The organism is Chryseobacterium candidae (assembly GCF_004916905.1).
Lineage (GTDB): Bacteria > Bacteroidota > Bacteroidia > Flavobacteriales > Weeksellaceae > Chryseobacterium > Chryseobacterium candidae.
Map to the genome: position 1 here is coordinate 68,743 of NZ_SDLV01000015.1, position 23,599 is coordinate 92,341.

Sequence of the window (23,599 nt, forward strand, 5' to 3'; positions counted from 1 at the left end):
GAATATTTCTAATATCAGAAGTTATTATTTATGATCCTCCAATTTATAAACTTTCTTCGTTCCTTCATACTATTTTGTCCTATTATATAAAAAATCCCGACCTAAAGTAGATATATAATATTGCCGAAATAAAAAAAACAATTACTGAGCAGCTGAAAAGAATCAGTTTAAAAAGGGTTTTAAAATAATAAAGCTCCAAAACGTGCAAAATAAAAAATACTATAAGTGAAATACCAGTTCCTATTAAAGAAGCTATGACTAAGGTTTGTGTATAATTTTGTACAGGTAAAGGATCTTTAAAAACAATAAAAAAAGAAAATGCGGCCAATACCAAAGCTACAGCACTTACTTTCTCTGTGAAGTATTTTGATCTCTTAGATTCTTTCTTTTGAGGTTTCTCGTCATAATGCAGACTCTTTCTGTCAGCTTTTGAACGTGATGATTCCGAACCACTCTGAAACAGCCCGGATACACTAAATAGAGTGTCTAACAGATCAAAAAAATCCCCTAACAATTTTTATTGCTATTTATGATCCTCCAATTTATGTACTTTCTTCGTTCCTTCATACATTTCGTATTGTAAGAATCTCGTTTCCAGCTTTCCGTTGAAAAGTTTGATCTTTCTTGAAGGACGTAGCCCTATTTTCTTCACCGCTTCCAGATCGGAAGAGATCAGCCAGGCCAGTGTATTGGGGTAATGCGTTTTGAAGGTATCTCCTATTTTCTTATAGAAATCATCATCATTAATGGAAATTCTCTCGTCATAAGGAGGGTTGAATACCATCAACAATGGGAAAAGCTCTTTTTTAGAATCAAAGAAGTTCTGTTTTTTAATCTCGATAACATCTTCCATTTCAGCTGCTTCTACGTTCATTCTTGCAGCATTCAGCATTCTTGCATCAATATCATATCCAACAATTTTCCCATCAAACTGTCTCACTCTATTGATTCTGAATTCTTTGATTTTTGCAAACAGATCAGCATCATAGTTATTCCAGTTCTGGAATCCGAATCTTTTTCTGAAAATCTGAGCCGGAAGATCCATCGCAATCATCGCCGCTTCAATCAGCAATGTTCCAGAGCCACACATGGGATCAAGGAAATTTCCTTTTCCGTCCCAGCCTGCCAGCTGAAGCATTCCGCTCGCCAGCACTTCATTGATAGGAGCCTCGCCCTGTTCTCTTCTGTATCCTCTTTTAAACAAAGGATCTCCTGAAGAATCCATAGAAATCATCACCAATTCTCTGTCAATATGAAGGTGGAATTTGATATCCGGATTTCTCGTTTCTACATTCGGGCGTCTTTTGAATTTTTCCTGAAAATAATCCACAATAGCATCCTTCATTTTTAAAGTCACAAACTGAGAATGTTTGAATGTTTCGGAATTCACCGTTGAATCAATAGAGAAAGACTGGTCAACATCCATGAAGTTTTCCCATTCAAACTTAAATAATCTGTCATAAAACTGATGTTGATTAAAAGCTTTGAATTCATGGATGGGTACCAGAATTTTCAATGCTGTTCTCGCAGAATAGTTGATTTTATAAAGAAAGCCAAGATCTCCTTCACAATTTACTGCTCTGTTTTTAATTTCAACATTTCTTCCGCCTAATTTCTTGATTTCTTCTGCCAGAATCTGCTCCAATCCGAAGAATGTCTTTATCTGTATTTTAATATTTTCTGTATCCATAAGTTTGAATTAAAAGATTTAAAGCTTTAAAAATTAAAAGATTAGCTATCCAAATTCTTACCTAATTGAATTTTTCAATCTCTTAATGTTGTAAAATACTTTGCTTTTAACCGCACAAATTTAGTTATTTTTGCATTATGGAATGGTTTGAATCTTGGTTTGATACCCCTTATTATCATTTGCTTTATAGCAACAGAGACTATACTGAAGCAGAAAACTTCATTACAAAGCTCACAGCGGACCTTCAGTTGCCGCCTCAGTCGAAAATCATAGATCTTGCCTGCGGAAAGGGAAGACACTCTGTTTTCCTTAATAAATTAGGATATGATGTTTTGGGACTTGATCTTTCAAGACAAAGTATTGAATCTGACAAGCAATATGAAAATCAAACGCTGCTTTTTGAAGTTCATGATATGAGAAACCCGATTGATGCAGATCCTATGGATGCGGTATTCAACTTATTTACAAGTTTCGGGTATTTTGATAATGAAAGTGACGATAAAAAAGTATTCCAATCTGTTTACAACGTGCTGAAGCCCGGAGGATATTTTGTACTGGATTATCTGAATGAAGAATTTGTAAGAAATACTTTAGTTCCTGAAACTACCATCACCCGTGGTGATATTGATTTTAAGATCCTGAAAAAGATTGAGGGCAGACACGTTATCAAAGACATCCGTTTTGAAGCAGACGGTAAACCGTTTCATTTCTTTGAAAAGGTAAAGCTTCACACACTGGAAGCTATTCACAATTATGCTTCCGAATGTGGTTTTGAAAGAATAAAAATCTGGGGAGATTATCAGCTGAATGAATTTAAAAAAGAAAACTCCCCGCGTTGCATCAATTTATTTAAGAAAAAATAATGACAACAGTACTTTTACTGATTTTAAGTGTTGTAACAGGAGTATTCCTTGGGAAACACTTTGGTAAAAAAGAAAAGCTGGCCAAAAATCTACTGATATTAAGTGCCGGTTTTTTGATTACGATCTGTCTCAATGAGGTCTTTCCACAGGTTTACACCTCTGCAGGAAGCAGCAGTCTTGGGATATTCGTCATCGGGGGAGTTCTTCTGCAGATGATTCTGGAAGTCCTTACCAAAGGCTTTGAACATGGCCACTTCCATCATCACAGTGAACATAATATCCTTCCCGTTGCTTTAATGGTGGGGTTATTCATCCATGCTTTTATTGAAGGAATTCCTCTAGCCAATGAAACACACGAGATGTCACCTTACCTTTGGGGAATTGTATTTCATAATCTTCCCATTTCATTTATTCTGGGAGCATTTTTATTTAACAGAAAAGGAGAATCCAAAAGTTCTTCATCCTATCCATCTATTCTCATTGTAGCCTTATTTGCATTGGCTTCTCCAATGGGAATGCTATTAGGTAATTATTTCAATCCCGATCTTCAGCCTTATTTTCTGGCTATCGTAGGAGGAATTTTCCTTCATATTTCATCCGTAATCATTTTTGAAAGCAATAAAAATCACAATATAGACTGGATAAAAATCGGGATGGTTATTTTGGGAGTTTCACTTGCATTGATGATGCATGTTGTCCATCAACATCCCACTGCTCATTCTCACTAAATACAAAAAAGCTTCGAAATCCGGAGCTTTTTTATTTCCATTTTGTATTAATGGCCATGTTTTCCACGATCATTATCCTTAATCTTCACTCATAACACTTTAGACAAATAAGTTAAAATTCATTTTTTTAAAAATATTTTACATACAAAAATAAATAAAAATTAAATGTTTACGTCATAAAATAAAATTAAACATTTTGTTTAACATTTTTTAACATATATGTAACAACCATACATTGTTTTTTGTACATTAGCCACATTACCATCACTTAAAAATGTATGAAAAGACAAAAAAGATTTACAACATCAGTCTGTTTTTTTTTGATGACCGGTTTTATAGCGGCTCAGACCACGAAGAAAACAGATTCTTTAGAAGAAAAAAAAATTGATGACATTGTAATTATCGGTTACAAGGCACAGAAAAAATCCAGCCTTACAGCTGCTGTTTCTGTTATTTCCGACAAAAAACTCCAGGATTCCAATACCCCAAGCGTATCCGGTCTTCTGCAGGGAAAAGCTGCCGGAGTTCAGGTTTTGCCTGGCGGAGGTGCTGCAGGTTCTGTAGCTACTGTAAAAATCAGGGGTACTTCTACTATCAATGGTCCCAGTTCTGCCCTCTGGGTGGTGGATGGTGTAGTAATGCCCTATGCCCCCAACCTGGATCCTAATCAGATTGAAAGTATCAATATCTTAAAAGACGCTGCCTCTACAGCCTTGTATGGATCCAAAGCCGCCAATGGTATTGTACAGGTGTTTACCAAATCGGGAAATTCAGGAAAAGGAACATTAAGTGTTTCTCTTACTAATTCTTTTAATGTGTTTAACAACGGGCGCTTCAAACTTATGAACGGAACGCAGCTCTATGATTATTTCACCTCATTAAAAGACGCACCGAAAATCCCTGAAACACTTAGAAACGATGGCTACAACTGGCTGAAAGATGGCACACAAACAGGAGCGGTACAAAGTTATACTATTGATTTCAAAGGTGGGTCAGATCATTCCAAAACCTATATTTCAGGAAATTATTATAATGAAACCGGAACAGTGAAAGGAGATGAATATAACAGGCTCTCGTTCAGAATCAATCATGAACAGACCATAAAACCGTGGCTGATACTGAAACCCAAAGTCAGCTTATCCTATACCACAGGAAAAGACACTCAGGCTTCACTGTATCAAATGTACCTTAATATGCCATGGGACAATCCCAGAGATGCCAATGGAAATCTGATCGGGGTGGATGAGGATTACACAGATTGGTATGGAAGGGACAAAAGTAATTATCTTTATGACCTTCAATGGAACTATGGTAAAAGCAACCGGCTGGATCTCATAGGAAATCTGGATGCCGAAATCAGGTTTACCGATTATCTCAAATTCATCACTACGAACAATGTTACCTACAAAAACTATGATGACATGTACTATACCGATCCCAGATCGATCAGTGGAACAAGTAATAAAGGGAAACTAACAGAAAATTACCAAAAAGATATCAGCAAATTTTTCAATCAGATGCTGAGATTTGATAAAGATTTTGGAAGTCATAACATCAATGCATTAGCTGCGTATGAATATACCGACAGATTCTATAAGGAATCAAAAGCAGGTGTTTACGGTGTAGTACCTGATACAGAAATTTTTAATACCGGAGCCACCACAGGAGAAAAACCCAAGGGAAGAAAGCTTGACCGCGCCTATAATGCTTTCCTGTTTAACGCCGAATATGTATATAACAAAAAATATTTTATCCAGGGATCTTTAAGAAGCGAATCATCTTCTGCATTCGGTGCCAGCAAAAGAAACGGCTTATTCTATGCATATAGTGTAGGATGGAATATTCATAAAGAAAAATTTTTCAAAGTAAAGCCTGTTAACGAGTGGAAATTACGAGCAAGCAGGGGACTTGTAGGAAACACCCCATATCCGGATTACGGATGGCAGGACCTATACAGACTTACAGAGAAATATAACGGACAGATAGGAGCAACATGGTACCAGCTGGGTAACTCTGAACTAACCTGGGAATCTATCTATCAGAATAATATCGGGACGGATATCAGAGCGTTTAACAACAGGCTGACTTTAAACATTGATTATTTTAGTAATAAAACGAAAAACTTACTGATGCTTGTTCCTTTATCCTCACTGACAGGTGTTGACAAACAGTACCTGAATATAGGTGATGTTAAAAACCAAGGCTGGGAGTTCAATGTAAATTATTCCATTATCCGCTCAAAAGATGTCAGCTGGGATTTGGGATTCAATATCAGCACTTATAAAAACCACGTGCTTTCAACCCGAAACAACGGTACACAGATATTGGACAACTACCAAGTAGCAATGCCCGGATATGATGTATCCTCTTTCTATATGAGAAAGTGGCTGGGGGTAAATCCGGACAATGGCGAAGGCCAGTGGGAAGTGATAAATCCGGACGGAAGCAGAAGTGCAACTTCAAAATACAATCTGGCTACCATACAGGTAGTAGGAGCTACCACACCGGATTATTATGGTTCTGTAAGCACCAATCTGAATGTTAAAAATTTCTATCTTGCCGCGAATCTTTATTTCTCACAGGGCGGGCAGGTATATAACTCGTACAGGGAATTGTTTGATTCAGATGGCGCCTATCCTTATTATAACCAGATGGAATTACAGAATGGATGGACAAGATGGGAAAAGCCGGGAGATATCGCAACCCATCCGACTGCTGTATATAACAATAACTCATTAACCAATAAGACTTCGTCACGTTATCTGGAAGATGCCAGCTTCGTCAAATTAAGATCCCTCAGAATAGGATATAATTTACCGGCATCCCTAACAGAAAAGATGAAAATAAAATCAGCGAATATCTATATTATGGGTGAGAATTTGTTTACCATCACCAAATTCTCCGGTGTGGATCCGGAAATTGGTAATGCAGATGATCAAAACAGCTATTCCGGCAATGCAGGAGCCATATATCCTATCCCAAGAAGATTTTCCTTAGGCTTAAACTTTTCTTTTTAAAAAATAATTATGAAAAAAATACTTATTCCCCTTCTCATAGTAGCATTGACGGCATGTAATATAGACCGCTCACCATATGATTCAAAAGAATCTGATGTTATCCTGGCGGATGCAACAGGACTGAAGACCATCACATTAGGAAATTATGCATTGCTTAAAGGTGATGCCGACGGCGGTGGCTTTTACAACAACCTCTATAGAATCAGTGAATATGGAGGTGATAATATTAATATCAGCGGAACCACCAGTGATTCATTCTTTTATTATTACAACTATAAAAGTATTAAAAACAATGACCGTACCAATATCATCTGGAACTCAGGGTATAAAGCTATCATTGGCTGCAACAGAGTTATTTCAAAGACCACTGAGGGAAAAGATGCACAAACAGATCACCTCATAGGCGAAAACTATTTCCTGAGAGCCTATGTATACTTTTCTATGGTCAATGTATTCGGAAGACCTTATAATCAGGGGACAGGCAATGCCGGAATACCTCTAAAATTATCTGATGACGTCAACGATTTGCCTGCCAGAGCCACTGTGGGAGAAATATACAATCAGGTAATAAGCGACCTTCTGAAGGCTGAGAAACTCATGACAGTTGATAAAGCCAATATCTATGGATCAAAAGAAACAGCACAGGCTTTACTTTCCAGGGTCTATCTTTACATGGAAAATAATGATAAAGCGATAGAATATGCAGATAAAGTTATCAATTCCGGGAGATACGCACTTCTGTCTAAAGCTGAACTGCCTTCTTATGCTACCAAAACACCAGAAAACAATAAAGAAACCATTTTTGCATTTAAATATAATAAAGATGGTGACTACAGCAATGGCTGGTACACTATAGGCTCTATGTATGCCACCATACAGAATGTAGGCTGGGGTGAAATGTACGCTTCTTCCACTTATCTGGATCTTATCAATCAGAATCCTGAGGATGCAAGACTGAAGTTTATTTCTCCAAAATACAGCAGTCCGGCAGTTCCTGTAGCATACTGGGTACAAAAAGGAATCAGCTCATCAGGTTCCGCAACCTACAGCTATCAATTCCAAAATACTTTCCAGCAGAACGGAAATACTTATTTCACGATGAATAATATCAATTACCTGGTACAATCTGAGGCAGCGCCCAATAAAACAAACTATTATTTCGTTAACGCAGCCGGTGAAAAAACTTATGTATATCTGGATAATGACATGGATAAAAGAAACGGCTATCCTAAATTTTATGTTTTAAAATGTTCATTACAGGAAGGTGTTCCGCAATTGTGGTCTCCGGTCATTATAAGACTGGCCGAAATATATCTGAACAGAGCCGAAGCCTATGCGAAAAAAGGAAATATAGCTTCTGCACTTGCAGATGTAAATACCATCAGAACAAGAGCCGGAATACCTGTATATAATTCAGTTCCTGCAGGACAGACCATTCTGGACGCTGTTCTACAGGAAAGAAGGCTGGAAATGGCTTTTGAAGGACATAGAAGATACGATGTCTTCCGAAATAAACTGGATCTGGACAGACAATATCCCGGCACCCATTTAAGCGGAAATAACGCCTTTTATACGGTACCTTATACCCATAACAGAGTGGTAGAATATATTCCTGAGCAGCAGATCCAGATCCAGCCAAATCTTGTGCAAAATCCGGATTAAAAAATGGATATACATATATTTTTATTGTATATGAACATGAGACAAAATCAACAAAGAACAGGCTGTCCAAAATTTTAGGACAGCCTGTTTGTATATTTGATATTTTTAAAGCATCAGACTAGAATTTCCATCCTAAAGTAAGGAAGAAATTATTTCTGTTGTTTTTCACATTACTTACAGCATAATCCGGACTTTCAATAATTTTACTCGAAGAATAATATGATGAATCAAAATTATCTCCCATATATCCTCTCATAAAAGGATTTACATATTTGGAAGAGATATTCTGATAAGATGCATCGATATAGAATGATTTGAAATCATATCCAATACCGAAAGAAAGTGTATTTCTGTCACTTAGCATAAGATTGTCGTAAGACTCATCTCCCACAGTGCCTGCATCATTAAATCTACTGATTGTAAGGGCATCAAAAGGACTTGATTGGTAAGAGTATCCTCCTCTCAGTCTGAACTGCTGTACTCTGTACTCAGCTCCCACTCTTACTTCTGAAAGATTCTTGTAGTTTTCTTTGAAGAAATCATTCAACTCTCTTTCTGCTCCTCCATATACTTTATAATCAGGTTTTGTAAGTCCAAGGGTATAATCAACATTCAATGAGAAGTTTTTACTTGCTACGAAGGCAGCACTCACCGTTGCTTTAAGCGGTGAAGTAAACTTTCTATTCTCAGCTCCTATATCATCTCCGTAAACAGCATCATTATAGAAATAATAATTTCTGTCTATCGTCCAGAAAGTAGGAGTTTCAAGAGAAGCTCCGACTCTGAAGTTAGGACTCAACTTTCCGATCACCCCTAATGAAGCAGAAAAACCAGAAGATCTTTCTGAGTACGGAGTATCCTGCTTACTGAATGCTTCTGTAGAACCATTGGCAATGTTTCGGTACAATAAAGTATCATACTGATCCAATGAAGCATTGAAAAAATTGAAACCTGCTCCTAAATATAAATTATGATTATAGTTCGCTCCAACCCCAAAACTCATCTTTGACAAGTTACCATATCTTTCATACATATGCCCCGCTAATGCAGCATCTTTGGTAATATCATCCTTGTCAAAAGCATAAACAATATTATTATTTCCCGGAGACTGGATTACATTATCCAGTGTCTGGTTAGAAAAATTAATACCAATATTGATAAACTTCCATCCGGTTTCTGTCATCAAAGGAAAAGCAATTACACCTCCTGCATTCCCAAGGTCTCCTCTGGTTTTGCTATAATCTATTGTAGATCCTCCTAAAGTACTTTTGTTTTTATTTCCTAAAATAGATAAAGTTCCTGAAACCTCACCTGAAATAGCTACTCCTAAACCTGCCGGGTTCGTAAGCAAAGAGTTTGCATCACCACCCAGCGCACCATTAGCTCCAGCCATCGCATTAAACTTAGCTGATCCCACCATAGGAGTACTTGAATAAACCTCTACCGTATTTCTTATGACAGAAACATCCTGAGCCTGCGCATAAAATGCAGCAGAAATGCTCATTAATACTAAAGATTTTTTTAACATTATTTTTTAATAGTTTATTAATTTAAGAAATTATCTGAAGCCACCTCTGCCTCCGCCGCCGGATCTCATTCCGCCGCCTGAAGAACCACCTCTGAAGCCGCCGCCACCGGAGTTGAAGCCGCCACTAGATCTGAAACCTCCTGAATCATTAGATCTGAAGCCTCCGTTATTATTGTTATATCTTGGCTGTGGCTGCTGATAATTGTAATTAGGTCTTGTTTGTGGCGCAGAGTTACGGAATCCGCCGTTAGATTGTGTATTTCTGAAACCTCCTGAATTACCGTTTCTAAAGCCTCCTGAATTGCTGTTTCTGAATCCGCCGTTACTGTTTCTGAAACCACCATTTGAGTTAGAATCTCTGAAACCACCGTTATTATTAGTGTTTCTGAAGCCTCCATTATTATTTCTGAAACCTGAGTTAGCAGTATTAGTCCTGTAAACTGCATTGGCTACGCCTGTATTCTGGAATCCGCCTCCGCTGATACCGCTTCTTCTGTAAACAGGTCTGTTGTAGTAGCCACCACCCCAGTAACCTCCTCCGTATCCCCAATATGGGTTTCCGTAGTATCCGCCCCAGAATGGATCATAATATCCTCCATAACCATATCCCCAGTATGGGCTTCCCCATCCGTAAGAGCCTCCCCAGCCCCATCCGAATGATCCGCCCCAACCCCAGGACATGCTTGCTCCCCAGCCCCAGCCACGGTTCATACCCCAACCCCAATATGGGCTGTAACCACCATACCATCCCCAAGGAGAACCCCATCCCCATGAGTTATCATAGTAGTTCGTCTGAGAACCTGCATAAAGTCCCCAATCTGAGTCTGTAGCATTGGTATTCCAGTTTGTATTGGTACCACTCCAGTCGTTATATCTGTTTTCCTGCTCTCTGGAATTCGTTTGTGCATTCTGAATTACATTGGAATCCTGATAGTAGTCATAATATTCTCCTACTCTGTTTCCGCTATCATTAATGATAACTCCTTCAGGTAGCGTATCCTTATTGGGGTCGTAATACACCCCGTCTGTCTCGCTATACCCTCCCATCTGAGCACCACAAGACACAAGCAATAATCCGCCTGATATGGCTAATATCCCTTTGGATCTTAGCAGACCAAGCAAATTTTTATGTATATTTCTTTTCATGATAACGTAAAAATTTTTAATTTAAATTATATTTGCAATCTGTACCAAAAATGTACCAAAATACTGGTAAAAAAATCTATCAAAAATAGATTTTTATTTTTAGATAACAATAATGTACAAAAGTTAAAAAAATTTAAAAAAATAATGGCAAAATTAACCTCAAGAAGCGAAGATTACAGCAAATGGTATAATGAGCTGGTTGTAAAAGCTGATTTAGCTGAAAACTCAGGCGTGCGTGGATGTATGGTGATCAAACCGTATGGCTATGCAATCTGGGAAAAAATGCGTGATGAAATGGATAAAAAGTTCAAAGAAACAGGTCACGTTAACGCATACTTCCCGCTTTTTGTGCCCAAAAGCTTGTTTGAGGCTGAGGAAAAAAATGCAGAAGGTTTTGCAAAAGAATGTGCTGTTGTTACCCACTACAGGTTAAAAACCGATCCGGACAATCCATCCAAACTGATTGTTGATCCGGATGCGAAACTGGAAGAAGAACTTATTGTTCGCCCTACTTCAGAAGCAATTATCTGGAATACCTATAAAAACTGGATTCAGTCTTACAGAGACTTACCGATACTAATCAACCAATGGGCGAATGTAGTTCGTTGGGAAATGAGAACACGCCTTTTCCTGAGAACTGCAGAATTCTTATGGCAGGAAGGACACACTGCTCACGCTACAAAAGATGAAGCAATTGAAGAAGCAGAAAAGATGAATAAAGTATATGCAGATTTTGCAGAAAACTTTATGGCTATTCCTGTGATTCAAGGGTTGAAAACTCCTTCTGAAAGATTTGCAGGAGCTGATGAAACTTATTGTATTGAAGCATTAATGCAGGACGGAAAAGCTTTACAGGCCGGAACATCTCACTTCTTAGGTCAGAATTTTGCAAAAGCATTTGACGTAAAATTCACCAACAAAGAAGGAAAAATAGAACATGCATGGGCTACATCATGGGGAACTTCTACCCGTCTGATGGGTGCTTTAATTATGACGCACTCTGATGATTTCGGATTGGTATTGCCTCCTACCCTTGCCCCAATTCAGGTGGTGATTGTTCCTATCTTTAAAGGAGAAGAGCAACTGGAACAAATCAGTGAAGTGGCTTTAGATATTCAGGCTAAACTGAGAGCAAAAGGAATTTCAGTGAAGTTTGACAATGATACCCAGAACAAACCAGGATGGAAATTTGCAGAATATGAATTGAAAGGAGTTCCTGTAAGAATCGCAATGGGACCAAGAGACCTTGAAAATAAATCTGTAGAAATTGCGAGAAGAGACAACCTGACTAAAGAAGTTCGTTCTATTGAAGGAATTGATTCTTATATCGAAGATCTATTGAAAACGATTCAGCAGGATATTTATAACAAAGCATTTGAATTCAGAAAAAATAATATCACGAAAGTGGATACTTATGAAGAATTCAAAAAAGTTCTGGAAGAGAAAGGTGGCTTCATCTATGCTCACTGGGATGGTACTGCTGAAGAAGAGGAGCAAATCAAGGATGAAACAAAGGCAACCATCAGATGTATTCCTTTAGATGATGACATAGAAGAAGGAATTTCATTGATCTCAGGAAAACCATCTAAGAGACGTGTATTATTTGCAAAAGCTTATTAAACTTTTTAATGATTTAGAAAAAAATCGTTAATTTTTAAAGAAATATTCAAAAAAAAATGACATTTGGACAGATTTTTGTTTAAATTTATATCAACATTAATCAAAAAAATTTATTTATTATGTCTTTAAATGTCATTGATTTAATTAAAGGACAATTAGGTCCCGCTTTGGTTTCACAGGCTGCATCGCAGTTTGGAGAAAGTGAATCCGGTATTTCTAAAGCAATTGGCGGATTATTACCTGCTGTAGTAGGTGGATTAGCCAATAACGCAGATAAGCCTGGCGTTGTGGATGCTATTACACAAGCCTCTTCAAGTGGAATTTTAGGAAATTTATTAGGCAGCTCGTCTAGCAATCCTATTATTTCAAACTTGTTATCTTCCATTTTTGGGGATAAAGTAAGTGCATTAGTCAATTCCATTGCCAGTTTTTCAGGAGTCAGCAATACGTCTGCTGGTTCTTTGTTAAACCTGGTAACTGGGGCTACAGTAGGTACTGTTGGAAAATATGCCGCAGACAATAATTTGGGTGCTTCAGGTATTTCCAGCTTACTGAATGATCAGAAAGGCATTATTTCTTCTTTATTGCCGGCAGGTCTTTCTTTGGCTTCCTTCGGATTAGGAGCTGAAAATTGGTTTGGTCAGGCAAAAGAAACAGTTGCTTCAGTAACTTCTACTGCTAAAGATAACATCGCTGAAGGTGTTGCTACTGCAAGAGAAAATGTTTCAGAAGGAGCCAGAGAAGTAAGAGAAAGATTTGAAAATAATAACAATAATAATCAAGGCGGAGGTTCAATCTGGAAATGGTTGCTTCCGCTTTTATTATTGATTGCTGCTGCTTATTTCTTATGGAAACAGTGCGAGAAAAAACAGACTACTACAACCACTACCACTACATCTGACTCAGCAGCAATGGGTTCAACTGCAGATACAGCTGCTACAACAGGAACAGCAACCCCTGCTCCTGCAACAGCTAAAACAGATGAAGATATTGAGCTTAATGGGGTAATGTTAAAAGGTTACAAAGGAGGAATGGAAGATCAGATGATTACCTTCCTGAAATCCGGTGGTTACAAAAATGCTGCTGATGATTCTGCATTGAAAGATAAGTGGTACGATTTCGATCACGTAAATTTCAAAATGGGAAGTTCTACTGAGCTTGAAGCAGGTTCACAAGGACAATTGGATAACTTAGTGGCTATCCTTAAAGCTTTCCCTGAAGCAAAAATCAAAGTTGGAGGTTACACTGATAAAACAGGAAACGAAGCTTCTAACGTAAAATTATCAAAAGCAAGAGCTGAATTTATCAAAGCTGCTTTAGCTAAAGCTGGCGTTGGCGCACAGGTAATTGCTGCTGACGGTTACGGAAGTCAATTTGCTAAAGTAGATGCAAAAGCTTCCGACGCTGAAAGAGCTGCTGACAGAAAAATGTCTATCAGATTTGCGAAATAATTTTTAGACTTAATAAAAATTAGATCCCGGGAATGAATTTCCGGGATTTTTTTGTGTCATGATTTTTCTGTTTACATTTATTTAATTAAATTTGTTAGTCATTCCTAACATTTATGAGTTTCAATATAAAAAGCGCCTGGCGAAAAGATAAAACAAACCATTCCTTATCAGAGGTTTATTCATCAATCAAAGTACCTAAAAATGCAACTTTCTGGAGAAAATATCTTGCCTTTGCAGGACCAGGTCTGATGATTGCCGTAGGATATATGGATCCGGGAAACTGGGCAACAGATATTGCCGGAGGAGCTCAATTCGGGTATACACTCCTTTCAGTTATCCTTATTTCCAATATTTTCGCAATGGTTTTACAACACTTATCTGTGAAACTGGGAGTGGTTGCAGAAAGAGACCTTGCGCAAGCCTGTAGAGATCACTTCAGTCCTACCACTAATTTTATTCTCTGGATATTCTGTGAAATCGCGATTGCCGCCTGTGACCTCGCTGAAGTCATCGGATCAGCCATTGCACTTAATCTATTATTCCATATCCCGTTGACGTGGGGCATTGTCATAACCACAGTAGATGTTCTGATTATCCTTTTACTTCAGGCTAAAGGTTTCCGATGGATTGAGAGTATTGTAGGTGGCCTTATATTTATCATTCTGGCTTGTTTCGTGTATGAAATTGTCATTTCTCAACCTGCTTTTAATGAAATTCTCGGAGGTTTGGTTCCTCAAAAAGAAATTATTCAGAATCCTGCTATGCTTTACATTGCAATCGGGATCCTGGGGGCTACCGTAATGCCGCACAACCTATATCTGCACAGCAGTATAGTACAGACCAGAGATTATACCCGTGATACCCAAGGAAAAAAAGAAGCCATAAAATTTGCCACCATAGACAGTACCGTTTCATTAATGCTGGCATTCTTCATCAATGCTGCAATCCTTATTCTGGCTGCTGCTACATTCCATACAACAGGAAACGAACATGTTGCAGACATTCATGATGCTTATAAAATGCTGACACCTATTTTAGGAGCTTCCATGGCAAGTATTGCGTTTGCTATTGCTTTATTGGCATCCGGACAAAACTCTACGCTGACAGGAACTCTTGCCGGGCAGATCGTAATGGAAGGATTCCTGAACATCAGATTAAAACCATGGCTGAGAAGATTAATTACCAGACTTATTGCTGTAATCCCGGCACTTATTGTCGCTATTCTTTATGGCGAACAGGGAACCACTGAATTATTAGTTTTAAGCCAGGTAATTCTATCCATGCAGCTGAGTTTTGCTGTTGTTCCGCTGGTAATGTTTACCAATGATAAAGCCAAAATGGGTGATTTTGTCAACAAGCCGTTCCTGAAAATCTGTGTATGGATTATTTCCATCATTATCATTGTTTTAAATCTGTATCTGTTGTATCAGACATTTACGGGAGAATAAAAAATACAACTATAGTTTTTTAAATGGACTATTGGACATTATTAAATGAATGGTGAATAGTCAATTTTTTTGCTTCGCAAAGTCAATGTTTAAAATTACACACCTACAAATTCGCAAGCGAGGCGGATTGATTTATTCACTATTCAATGCTATCTATTTTTCTGCCTTAATGTCCAGATTTTGGATTTGGCAGGCTCTTTGTCAAACAATCAGTAAATAAATATTGAATTATGGAAAACCAGGATATTAACGAAGAAAGCATCAATAATCAGCAAGAAAACAATGTTCAGAATGACGCATCGTCTCAAGACAATGTGACAGTTGCTCCTTCTCCAGAGGAACTTTTGGCAGAAGAAAAAGACCGTTACATCAGATTGTATGCTGAATTCGAAAATTATAAAAAAAGAACGAGCAAAGAGAAGATGGAATTCTTCCAGTATGCCAACCAGGAAATGATGGTTTCAATGTTAGGAGTTTTGGATGATTTTGAAAGAGCTTTAAAAGAAATCGCTAAAAACGGAAATCCAGCTGACCTGCAAGGTGTAGAACTTATCTATCAGAAATTCAAGAATAAACTTACCGAAAAAGGCTTACAAACAATGGAAGTAAAGGCTGGTGACAGCTTTAATGTTGATTTCCATGAAGCGATTACTCAGATCCCTGCTCCAACGGAAGATTTGAAAGGAAAAATCGTAGACGTTATTGAAACAGGATACACTTTGAATGATAAGGTAATCCGTTTTGCAAAAGTAGTAACAGGAAATTAAAATTCATAAATGATAAATGATGAGTGATAATTGAATGTTTCACTTATTAGCTTTAGAATATCTTTTATCATTTATCAACAATCAATTATAAAATTGTCATGTCAAAAAGAGATTATTACGAGGTTCTTGAGATCAGCAAATCTGCATCTGCCGACGAAATAAAGAAAGCATACCGTAAAATGGCCATCAAATTTCACCCGGATAAAAACCCAGGGGATAAAGAGGCTGAAGAAAAATTTAAAGAAGCAGCTGAGGCTTATGAAGTTCTGAGCGACGATCAGAAACGTGCCAGATACGACCAGTTCGGACATGCCGGAATGGGAGGAAATGGTGGTTTCGGAGGCGGTGGCTTCGGAGGCGGAATGAACATGGAAGATATTTTCAGCCAGTTTGGAGATATTTTCGGTGGTGGTTTCGGAGGATTCGGCGGCGGTGGTGGTGGCCGCCAGCAGGTGAAAGGTTCTAATTTAAGAATCAGAATCAAGCTGAACCTTGAGGAAATGGTAAATGGTACTCAGAAAACCATAAAAGTTAAAAAAATGAAGATGGCAGAAGGTGCCACTTCAAAAACATGTCCTACCTGTAACGGTTCCGGTGTTCAGTTAAAAGTAATGAATACCATGTTTGGTCAGATGCAGACCCAAACTACCTGTGGTACCTGTCAGGGAATTGGAAAAGTTGCTGACAAAATTCCGGCAGGAGCTAATGCACAAGGCCTTATTAAAGACGAAGAGGAAATTGCCATCAATATTCCGGCAGGAGCAAGAGACGGTATCCAGCTTAATGTGAGAGGAAAAGGAAATGATGCTCCGTTTGGTGGAATTCCGGGGGATTTATTGGTGATCATTGAAGAGGAAGTAGACCAAACGATCAAGAGAGAAGGTGATAATCTTCATCAGGAGCTGTATGTTTCATTTGCTGAAGCTGCTTTAGGAACGAAAAAAGAAATTCCTACCGTAGGCGGAAAAGTAAAAATTACCGTTGATCCGGGAACTCAATCCGGAAAAATCTTAAGATTGGCAGGAAAAGGACTTCCAAGCATCGACAGTTATGGTAAGGGAGACATGTTCATCCACATCAATGTATGGACACCACAGAAACTTACTAAAGACCAGAAAGAGTTCTTTGAAAAGCAGATGTCCAGCGGAGAAATGGTTGCAGAACCATCCGGAAAGGAAAAAACTTTTTTTGATAAAGTAAAAGATTTATTCAATTAATATAAAAAAAGAGGCTGTCTCAAAAGTGTCATTCTGAACGAAATGAAATGTAGTGAAGAATCTCATATGTTTGGTTATCAATGAGATTCTTCCTTCGTCAGAATGACAAAAGCCAGATTGTTTGACTTTTGAGACAGCCTCTTTTTTCCTTTGAAGAAAGCTCCACTTTTGTGGCAATGAAAGTAAATAATGGCAACTTTGTCACTGAAAAAGCCTTATAAACAAACGTATGCTTAAAGGAAATCAATTGATTTGATTTCAATTTTTTTTAGCTTTCCTTTTAGTAGCAATAGCTTCGACAGGCTCAGCCTGACAATGCTTATAAATTTCGGTTGGTATTCGGGTTATCCCCTGAGCCTGTCGAAGGGTTATCATGTTAATTATTAATCTCGAGTATTAATTAAAGGGATAAGCCCATCAACTTTAATTGATTTAACAAAAGATATTGAATGAATTCTTTACGTTAAACAAAATTTCATAGATATCAATTATAGCCAATATCAAGCGCTGAAATATCGAATAAACCTGTAAAAAAGTCCTGTACTCTCTCGAATACAGGACTTTTTTGGTTATTTAATTCTAATTCTGTTTATTTTTTGGTGGCTAAAGAATAAATTCCTTTTCCTAAAGTAAAAACGGCAACTGCTGCCAACCCACCAACAACACCAAGGGTAAGCTCTTTCAAAACATCCGGCCAAGTTGGAAGTATACCATGGAAAAATTCAATCCTATGTAGAAAAATTCCGCCAGCAACCATTATTAAAGCAATTGTTCCTACTACTGCTAATATTTTAATAACAATAGGTAAAGCCTTCACTAATACATGTCCAAGCCTCCCGAAAAAACCTTTATCGTTACTTTTCTTTATTAATTTAAACCCTGCATCGTCCATTCTTACAATCAAAGCTACAATTCCATAGACTCCAACAGTAGCGATAAATGCAACCAGGCTCGTTACTAAAATCTGCGTAATGAAAGGATGACTTTCTTCCAATACGGTTCCTAAAGCAATAATAACGATCTCTATTGATAAAATAAAGTCAGTTGTAATTGCAGATTTCACTTTCTCTTTTTCAATTTCTTCAGAACTCTTTTGGTCTTCTTCAATTTCCTCTATAACTTCATGACCTTTTTTTTCACGGTGAAAAAGAAATTCTATGACTTTCTCAACGCCTTCAAAAGCCAGATAGAATCCTCCAAGGATCAAGACATAATTAATAGCCGGAGCATACAACCAATTGAGTAAAAAAACGATAGGCAGAATGATCAGTTTGTTGATAAAAGAACCTTTTGTAATTGCCCATAAAACCGGAATTTCCCTGGAAGAAAGAAAGCCAGTGGCTTTTTCTGCATTTACAGCCAGGTCGTCTCCTAAAATTCCTGCTGTCTTTTGTGTAGCGATCTTACTGGTAACTGCTACATCATCCATCAATGCTGCAATATCATCCAAAATAGCAAAAAAGCCTGATGCCATATTTTAATAATTTTTTAATCTTTGTTAAGTTCAGCAAAAATAATTATTTAATTCCGTTTTTGTATTCTCAATATGACAATAATTTTGAAAATTATAAGAATCATTAAACGGATCTTCACTTTTAATATTTTATATCTTTGTTGAAAACCTATTCAATGGTTTAAAACTGGGAAGACCAATTACAAAGCATATGGCTAAAACCTGGAACAATAAACAATGAAGCGTTTATTCAGCAAATTAAAGATCATGTAGAGTTACTTACCGGTAACAATTCCCAGACTATTGCTGATTTTGAAAGTCTATTTCACCGGATATGAAAAAGAAGAGCAAGAATCCAGCTGGTAATCACCCTAAGAAATAATGGAAAAACAGAAGAAAGCATTCATATTTTAAGGGAAGAAAAACCCCATTATTCTGATGAACTGAACGATGCGGTAGATTCTTTTTTAGCCCTGTCACTTTCTTCAGCAGGAAAATACGGGGAAGCATTATCATTAAGCTTAAAAGCAATGTCCCGCCATTTGTCCAGATACAACTGATCTGTCTACAATTATGCCAATGATCTGTATAAGGAATTGTAATAATATTTTTTTATTTTTACTCTATGAAAAAGCTCGTTCTCCGGTATCATTTTTTCGCTATGGGATGTGTTGGCTTCGTGCTGCAGTCCTGTAATACTAAATTCAGGGTTTGGGTCGGTACCGGAGGCCAGCAGAAGATTTACAATCTGAAATATGGTGAACATAAGAGGCAAAAAATGGATGTCTTTCTTCCCAAAGATTATGATGAAAATTCTCCTGTTGTGCTGATTGTACATGGCGGAGCCTGGACTTTAGGCAGAAAAGAACATATGATCCAGGTTCAGAAAATGCTTTTTGAAAACAGAATTCCCAGTATCAATATGAATTACAGACTGGTTTCTGCAAAGGAGAAAATCACTTATAAACAACAGCTTGATGATATTGCGCTGGCCATTGAAAAATTCAACTCTTTAGCAGAAAAAGCCGAGCTTCAGCCTAACAATTACATTCTTCTGGGAGAAAGTGCCGGCGGACACCTTGCCTTACTTTACGGATACCAGCATCCTGAACAGATCAAAAAAATTATCTCTTTAAGCGGACCAACAGATTTTTACAGCTCAGAATATCTTAAATCGTTTTATTCTAAATATACTTCTCCCACTTTTCAAAAAGTAGTGGGAACTAAGTTTGACCGGAACAATGTTTCTGAAGCCTTTAAAGAAGCCAGCCCTATTGCCAATATTACCAATGTTCCTACCTTGCTGTTTCAGGGAAACAATGATATACTGGTCAACCAGCATCAGGGAATCGCCATGGATTCGGCACTTACGAATATGAATATTCCTCACAAATTCATTTTCATGAAAGGAGCCGGGCATGCACCCAGATTTTTCAGTAAAAGAAAAAGAGACAGCATTATCTACCCGAATATTCTGGAATGGGTCAGAAAATAGAAGTTTATAACTTTTTCTATTAAACGCTAAGGATAAATAATCCACTGTTTTATCTTCAAGGAGGCAAAGAGAAGTGACTTTGTCACTGATGAAGCTGATAAATATACATTCGCTCAGAAAGAATCAATTACAGTAATTCCCTACTTTGCTTTCTTACAATAATACTCTATCAAAATTAATCTTTGTGTTAAGAAAAAGCTTATCTATCCATAAGCAAAAAAAAAGCCATCTCATTATTGAGACAGCTGCATATTTTTTGATTGGATTCTTTCTTATTCAGAATCATTGTTTTCATATTTTGAGAAATCATCCTTTTTCCCGAAAACAAACTTAATAATCACAGGAAGTGTAGTTACCAAAACAATAACAATAATGATATATTCCAGTTTTTCTTTCAGATTGATACCAAACTGCTCCATAAAAAGCTTGTCCAGATAATGTCCTGCAAATATCAGAATGAATGACCACAATACAGCACCAATAATATTATCTCTTAAAAACTCTTTTTTATCCATTTTTACAATACCTGCTACAATGGGAGTAAAAGTTCTTACAACCGGTAAAAATCTTGCCATAATAACAGCTAATGCTCCATGTTTTTCAAAGAAATCGTGTGCCTGATAAAGATATTTTTTTTTGAAAAGCATTGAATCCGGTCTTTTATACAAAGCTGGGCCTGCTTTTCTTCCGAAATAGTAGCCTACTTCATTTCCAACAATAGCAGCAAGAGCTACTCCGGAAGCCAGTAAGGTGGTATCTAAGAAATCGCTCCCTGTAGAGCCAAAAGTCTCTTTGATGATTTCAACGGCATAAATTCCCGAAACGAACAGTAGTGAATCCCCAGGTAGAAAAAATCCTACAAAAAGGCCTGTTTCAGCAAAAACAATAAACAAAATCAGCCAAAACCCTCCCATTTTTATATAAAACTCCGGGTTTAATAAATCCTTCCAGCTATTGAAATCTTCCATAAATATCGATGAACAACAAAAGTAAGCCTAAAATGTCTGAAACAAAAATTAATTATAAGATTTTAACTAAAATTCAAACATGATTTTTATAAGTCGGGATCATCATCGGAAACTGCCGTTCCGTCGGCCATTAAGAATGCTTTAAGGAAAGGAGTGATATTACCGTTCATTACCGCATCCACATCTGAGGTTTCATGACCTGAGCGCACATCTTTTACCAATTTATATGGATGCATAACGTAATTTCTGATCTGGCTTCCCCATTCGATCTTCATTTTGTTGGCTTCAATCTCGTTTCTGGCTTTCATACGTTCTTCCAGTTCCATTTCGTAAAGTCTTGAACGAAGAAGCTGCATTGCCTTTTCTTTGTTCTGAAGCTGAGAACGGGATTCTGAGTTTTCAATGATAATTCCTGTTGGTGCGTGACGAAGACGTACAGCAGTTTCTACCTTGTTTACGTTCTGTCCTCCTGCTCCGGAAGATCTCATCGTTTCGAAACTGATATCAGCAGGATTGATATTAATTTCAATGGTATCATCTACTAAAGGATAGACATATACTGAAACAAAACTGGTATGACGTTTTGCATTACTGTCAAAAGGCGAAATTCTAACCAGTCTGTGTACTCCGTTTTCACCTCTTAAATATCCAAAAGCAAATTCGCCTTCAATTTCCAGGGTAACAGTCTTCACTCCGGCTACATCACCTTCCTGAAAGTTCAGTTCACGGATTTTATAGCCTTGCTTATCTGCCCACATGGTATACATTCTCATCAGCATGGATGCCCAGTCGCAACTTTCCGTTCCTCCTGCTCCTGCTGTGATCTGCAGTACTGCAGAAAGTTCATCTCCTTCATTGGAAAGCATATTTTTAAATTCCAGGTCTTCAATTTTCTCCACCAATTGCGGAAATGTTTCGTCCAGTTCTTTTTCAGAATCCGGATCTTCTTTAGCAAAATCAGCCAAGACCTGAAGGTCTTCAAACTGTGTCTGAATTTCATCATAGCTTTCTACCCACTTTTTCTTGGAACGAAGCTGTTTTAAAAATGCTTCAGCCGTTTTTGGATTATCCCAAAATTCGGGTGCCGCAGTTTTTTCATCATCATTGGCAATTTCAATCTTCTTTTTTTCAATCTGAAGGTATCTGTGTAAGTCTTCAATTCTGGATTGAACTTCTTTTATCTGGTCGTTGCTTATCACGAATGTTTCTTTTTTGCAAAAATAAGGAATTCTTTTAGAGTGGAGAGATGCGGATTTAAAGTTCCGGGATTAAAGTTTTTGGGTTCGAGATACGGATTTGTGAGTTTAAGAATAAGAGGGTTTTAGAGGGTATGGGTTTAGGGTGTGTATTTAACTTCCAACCTCCAGCTTCTAGCTTCCAGCCTATAATTTCTAAAATCATATATCAAATCATCTCTGCTATCATTTCTCCAACCTTCGGAGCTAAGGCAACTCCCATTCCAGAAAGCCTTACGGCACAAAACTGTTTCTCCGAAACTTGTTTTACAATAGGTGACTTTTCTTCACCCATAGCCATTATTCCTGACCAGCGAAGGGCAATGGTAAAATCATTATCAGGAAGGATCACTTCTTTTAAAAAGTTTTCCAGATGGTGCTGCAGAAATTCTGTGGTTTCAAATGCGGTTGTTTCTTCTTTTTTAAAATCCTGATTTCTTCCACCGCCCAGCAATATTCTGTTTCCTACATTTCTGAAATAATAATAGCCTTCGTCATAATGAAACGTTCCTTTAAGTTTTAAACCATCTATAGGCTCAGTGAGAAGAATTTGTCCACGGGCCGGAATAATATTTTCATTTTCCAGAAACTTTGATGTGAACGCATTGGTACAATAGATAAGCTGATCTGCTTTTACAGAAAGGCCGGCGGAAAGATGAACCTCAACGTTGTCTGCTTCTTCAATATGCTGAACTTCCGTTCCAAATAAAAATTCGATTTTCAGTTCATGACACTTTTCTAAAAGCTTTTGTAATAACTTTCCTGAATGCAGACTTCCTTCACAGGGATTTTCAATCAGGAATGCAGATTTTCCAAGTCCGAATTCCTGTATTTTGTTCTGTTTCAGAGTATAGGTCTGATTCAGACCAGTTATTGTTTTCAGTTTTTCATTGGCAGCATCCATCTGGGCTAAAAGCTCTTCATGGTTTACAATTTCATAGCCTCCGTTAAGTTGAAAATCAATTTCATTCTTTTTAAAATACTGCTGAATTTTCTGAAGTCCCTCAAATCTCATGGTAACGAGTTCCAATGTTTTTTCCCAACCCATTTTCTGCGAATCGGCAATGACTTCTGTAAAACTTCCAAAGCACGCAAACCCGGCATTTCTTGTGGAAGCCCCCAATGGAATGGCGTTCCGTTCAATAATCAAAACGGATTTTTCAGGATATTTTTCTTTGATGGATATAGCAGTCCACAGCCCGGAAAACCCCGCACCAATAATGATGATGTCTCTTTTTCTGTAGAAAGTATCCAGTTCCCAGATGCTGTTCATGAGTATTTTTGTAAAATGTATAAAGTAGTAATGTATGA

Annotated in this window: 17 protein-coding genes and 1 pseudogene; 11 read left to right on the top strand and 7 right to left on the bottom strand. The window is 37.5% G+C overall.

Annotated features, from left to right (window positions below; genetic code table 11):
- Positions 1 to 523 precede the first annotated feature (523 nt).
- On the bottom strand, positions 524 to 1,690 hold the full coding sequence (locus tag EK417_RS07930; RefSeq protein ID WP_136521842.1) for a THUMP domain-containing class I SAM-dependent RNA methyltransferase: 1,167 nt from the start codon (positions 1,688 to 1,690) through the stop codon (positions 524 to 526).
- A 137-nt stretch (positions 1,691 to 1,827) separates the two neighbouring features.
- On the opposite strand from EK417_RS07930, the gene EK417_RS07935 reads away from it, so the two are divergent.
- The 4 genes from EK417_RS07935 to EK417_RS07950 all read left to right on the top strand — a co-directional run bounded on the left by EK417_RS07935 (position 1,828) and on the right by EK417_RS07950 (position 7,960).
- Positions 1,828 to 2,553: a class I SAM-dependent DNA methyltransferase gene (locus EK417_RS07935; protein WP_136521843.1), complete on the top strand. Its 726-nt coding sequence runs from the start codon at positions 1,828 to 1,830 to the stop codon at positions 2,551 to 2,553.
- Positions 2,553 to 3,281, top strand: coding sequence for a ZIP family metal transporter (locus EK417_RS07940; RefSeq protein ID WP_076595699.1), 729 nt, complete (start codon positions 2,553 to 2,555; stop codon positions 3,279 to 3,281). Before EK417_RS07935 ends, EK417_RS07940 begins: the two co-directional genes overlap by 1 nt.
- A 278-nt stretch (positions 3,282 to 3,559) precedes the next feature.
- Positions 3,560 to 6,298: a SusC/RagA family TonB-linked outer membrane protein gene (locus EK417_RS07945; protein ID WP_136521844.1), complete on the top strand. Its 2,739-nt coding sequence runs from the start codon at positions 3,560 to 3,562 to the stop codon at positions 6,296 to 6,298.
- 9 nt (positions 6,299 to 6,307) lie between these two features.
- Positions 6,308 to 7,960, top strand: coding sequence for a RagB/SusD family nutrient uptake outer membrane protein (locus EK417_RS07950; protein ID WP_136521845.1), 1,653 nt, complete (start codon positions 6,308 to 6,310; stop codon positions 7,958 to 7,960).
- A gap of 118 nt (positions 7,961 to 8,078) precedes the next feature.
- On the opposite strand, the gene EK417_RS07955 is transcribed toward EK417_RS07950, so the two are convergent.
- Positions 8,079 to 9,464, bottom strand: a complete 1,386-nt coding sequence (locus EK417_RS07955; RefSeq protein ID WP_228408028.1) for an OmpP1/FadL family transporter — start codon at positions 9,462 to 9,464, stop codon at positions 8,079 to 8,081.
- Positions 9,465 to 9,518: 54 nt separating this feature from the next.
- Complete coding sequence (locus EK417_RS07960; RefSeq protein ID WP_168801951.1) at positions 9,519 to 10,634, bottom strand: prolyl-tRNA synthetase; 1,116 nt, start codon at positions 10,632 to 10,634, stop codon at positions 9,519 to 9,521.
- Positions 10,635 to 10,778: 144 nt separating this feature from the next.
- Between EK417_RS07960 and proS the strand changes: the two genes are divergently transcribed.
- The 5 genes from proS (at position 10,779) to dnaJ (ending at position 17,137) form a co-directional block, all read left to right on the top strand.
- Positions 10,779 to 12,254: a proline--tRNA ligase gene (proS, locus tag EK417_RS07965; protein WP_076595777.1), complete on the top strand. Its 1,476-nt coding sequence runs from the start codon at positions 10,779 to 10,781 to the stop codon at positions 12,252 to 12,254.
- A 119-nt stretch (positions 12,255 to 12,373) separates the two neighbouring features.
- Positions 12,374 to 13,705, top strand: coding sequence for an OmpA family protein (locus EK417_RS07970; protein ID WP_076595704.1), 1,332 nt, complete (start codon positions 12,374 to 12,376; stop codon positions 13,703 to 13,705).
- A 113-nt stretch (positions 13,706 to 13,818) separates the two neighbouring features.
- Positions 13,819 to 15,153 carry an Nramp family divalent metal transporter gene (locus EK417_RS07975; protein ID WP_110367577.1) on the top strand — a complete coding sequence of 445 codons (1,335 nt, stop codon included), beginning with the start codon at positions 13,819 to 13,821 and terminating at the stop codon, positions 15,151 to 15,153.
- A 230-nt stretch (positions 15,154 to 15,383) separates the two neighbouring features.
- A complete protein-coding gene (locus tag EK417_RS07980) occupies positions 15,384 to 15,920 on the top strand; it encodes a nucleotide exchange factor GrpE (RefSeq protein ID WP_136521846.1) in 537 nt (178 codons plus the stop codon).
- A 98-nt stretch (positions 15,921 to 16,018) separates the two neighbouring features.
- Positions 16,019 to 17,137 carry a molecular chaperone DnaJ gene (dnaJ, locus tag EK417_RS07985; RefSeq protein ID WP_076595707.1) on the top strand — a complete coding sequence of 373 codons (1,119 nt, stop codon included), beginning with the start codon at positions 16,019 to 16,021 and terminating at the stop codon, positions 17,135 to 17,137.
- A 589-nt stretch (positions 17,138 to 17,726) separates the two neighbouring features.
- Here the strand turns inward: dnaJ and EK417_RS07990 are convergent.
- Entirely contained in the window at positions 17,727 to 18,611 is an 885-nt protein-coding gene (locus tag EK417_RS07990) for a DUF808 domain-containing protein (protein ID WP_076595708.1), read from the bottom strand.
- A 329-nt stretch (positions 18,612 to 18,940) separates the two neighbouring features.
- Here EK417_RS07990 and EK417_RS21395 point away from each other — a divergent pair.
- Positions 18,941 to 19,150, top strand: a pseudogene (locus EK417_RS21395) (tetratricopeptide repeat protein); the annotation flags it as partial.
- Positions 19,151 to 19,215: 65 nt separating this feature from the next.
- Positions 19,216 to 20,085 (top strand): alpha/beta hydrolase, encoded by an 870-nt coding sequence (locus tag EK417_RS08000; RefSeq protein WP_136521847.1) that lies wholly within the window; start codon positions 19,216 to 19,218, stop codon positions 20,083 to 20,085.
- A gap of 272 nt (positions 20,086 to 20,357) precedes the next feature.
- On the opposite strand, the gene EK417_RS08005 is transcribed toward EK417_RS08000, so the two are convergent.
- From EK417_RS08005 to EK417_RS08015, 3 genes are all read right to left on the bottom strand, one after another.
- Positions 20,358 to 21,053 (bottom strand): DedA family protein, encoded by a 696-nt coding sequence (locus tag EK417_RS08005; RefSeq protein ID WP_076595710.1) that lies wholly within the window; start codon positions 21,051 to 21,053, stop codon positions 20,358 to 20,360.
- Between the two features lie 86 nt (positions 21,054 to 21,139).
- Entirely contained in the window at positions 21,140 to 22,252 is a 1,113-nt protein-coding gene (gene prfB, locus EK417_RS08010) for a peptide chain release factor 2 (protein WP_076595778.1), read from the bottom strand.
- Positions 22,253 to 22,457: 205 nt separating this feature from the next.
- Positions 22,458 to 23,561, bottom strand: a complete 1,104-nt coding sequence (locus EK417_RS08015) for an NAD(P)/FAD-dependent oxidoreductase (protein ID WP_136521848.1) — start codon at positions 23,559 to 23,561, stop codon at positions 22,458 to 22,460.
- Positions 23,562 to 23,599: the final 38 nt, after the last annotated feature.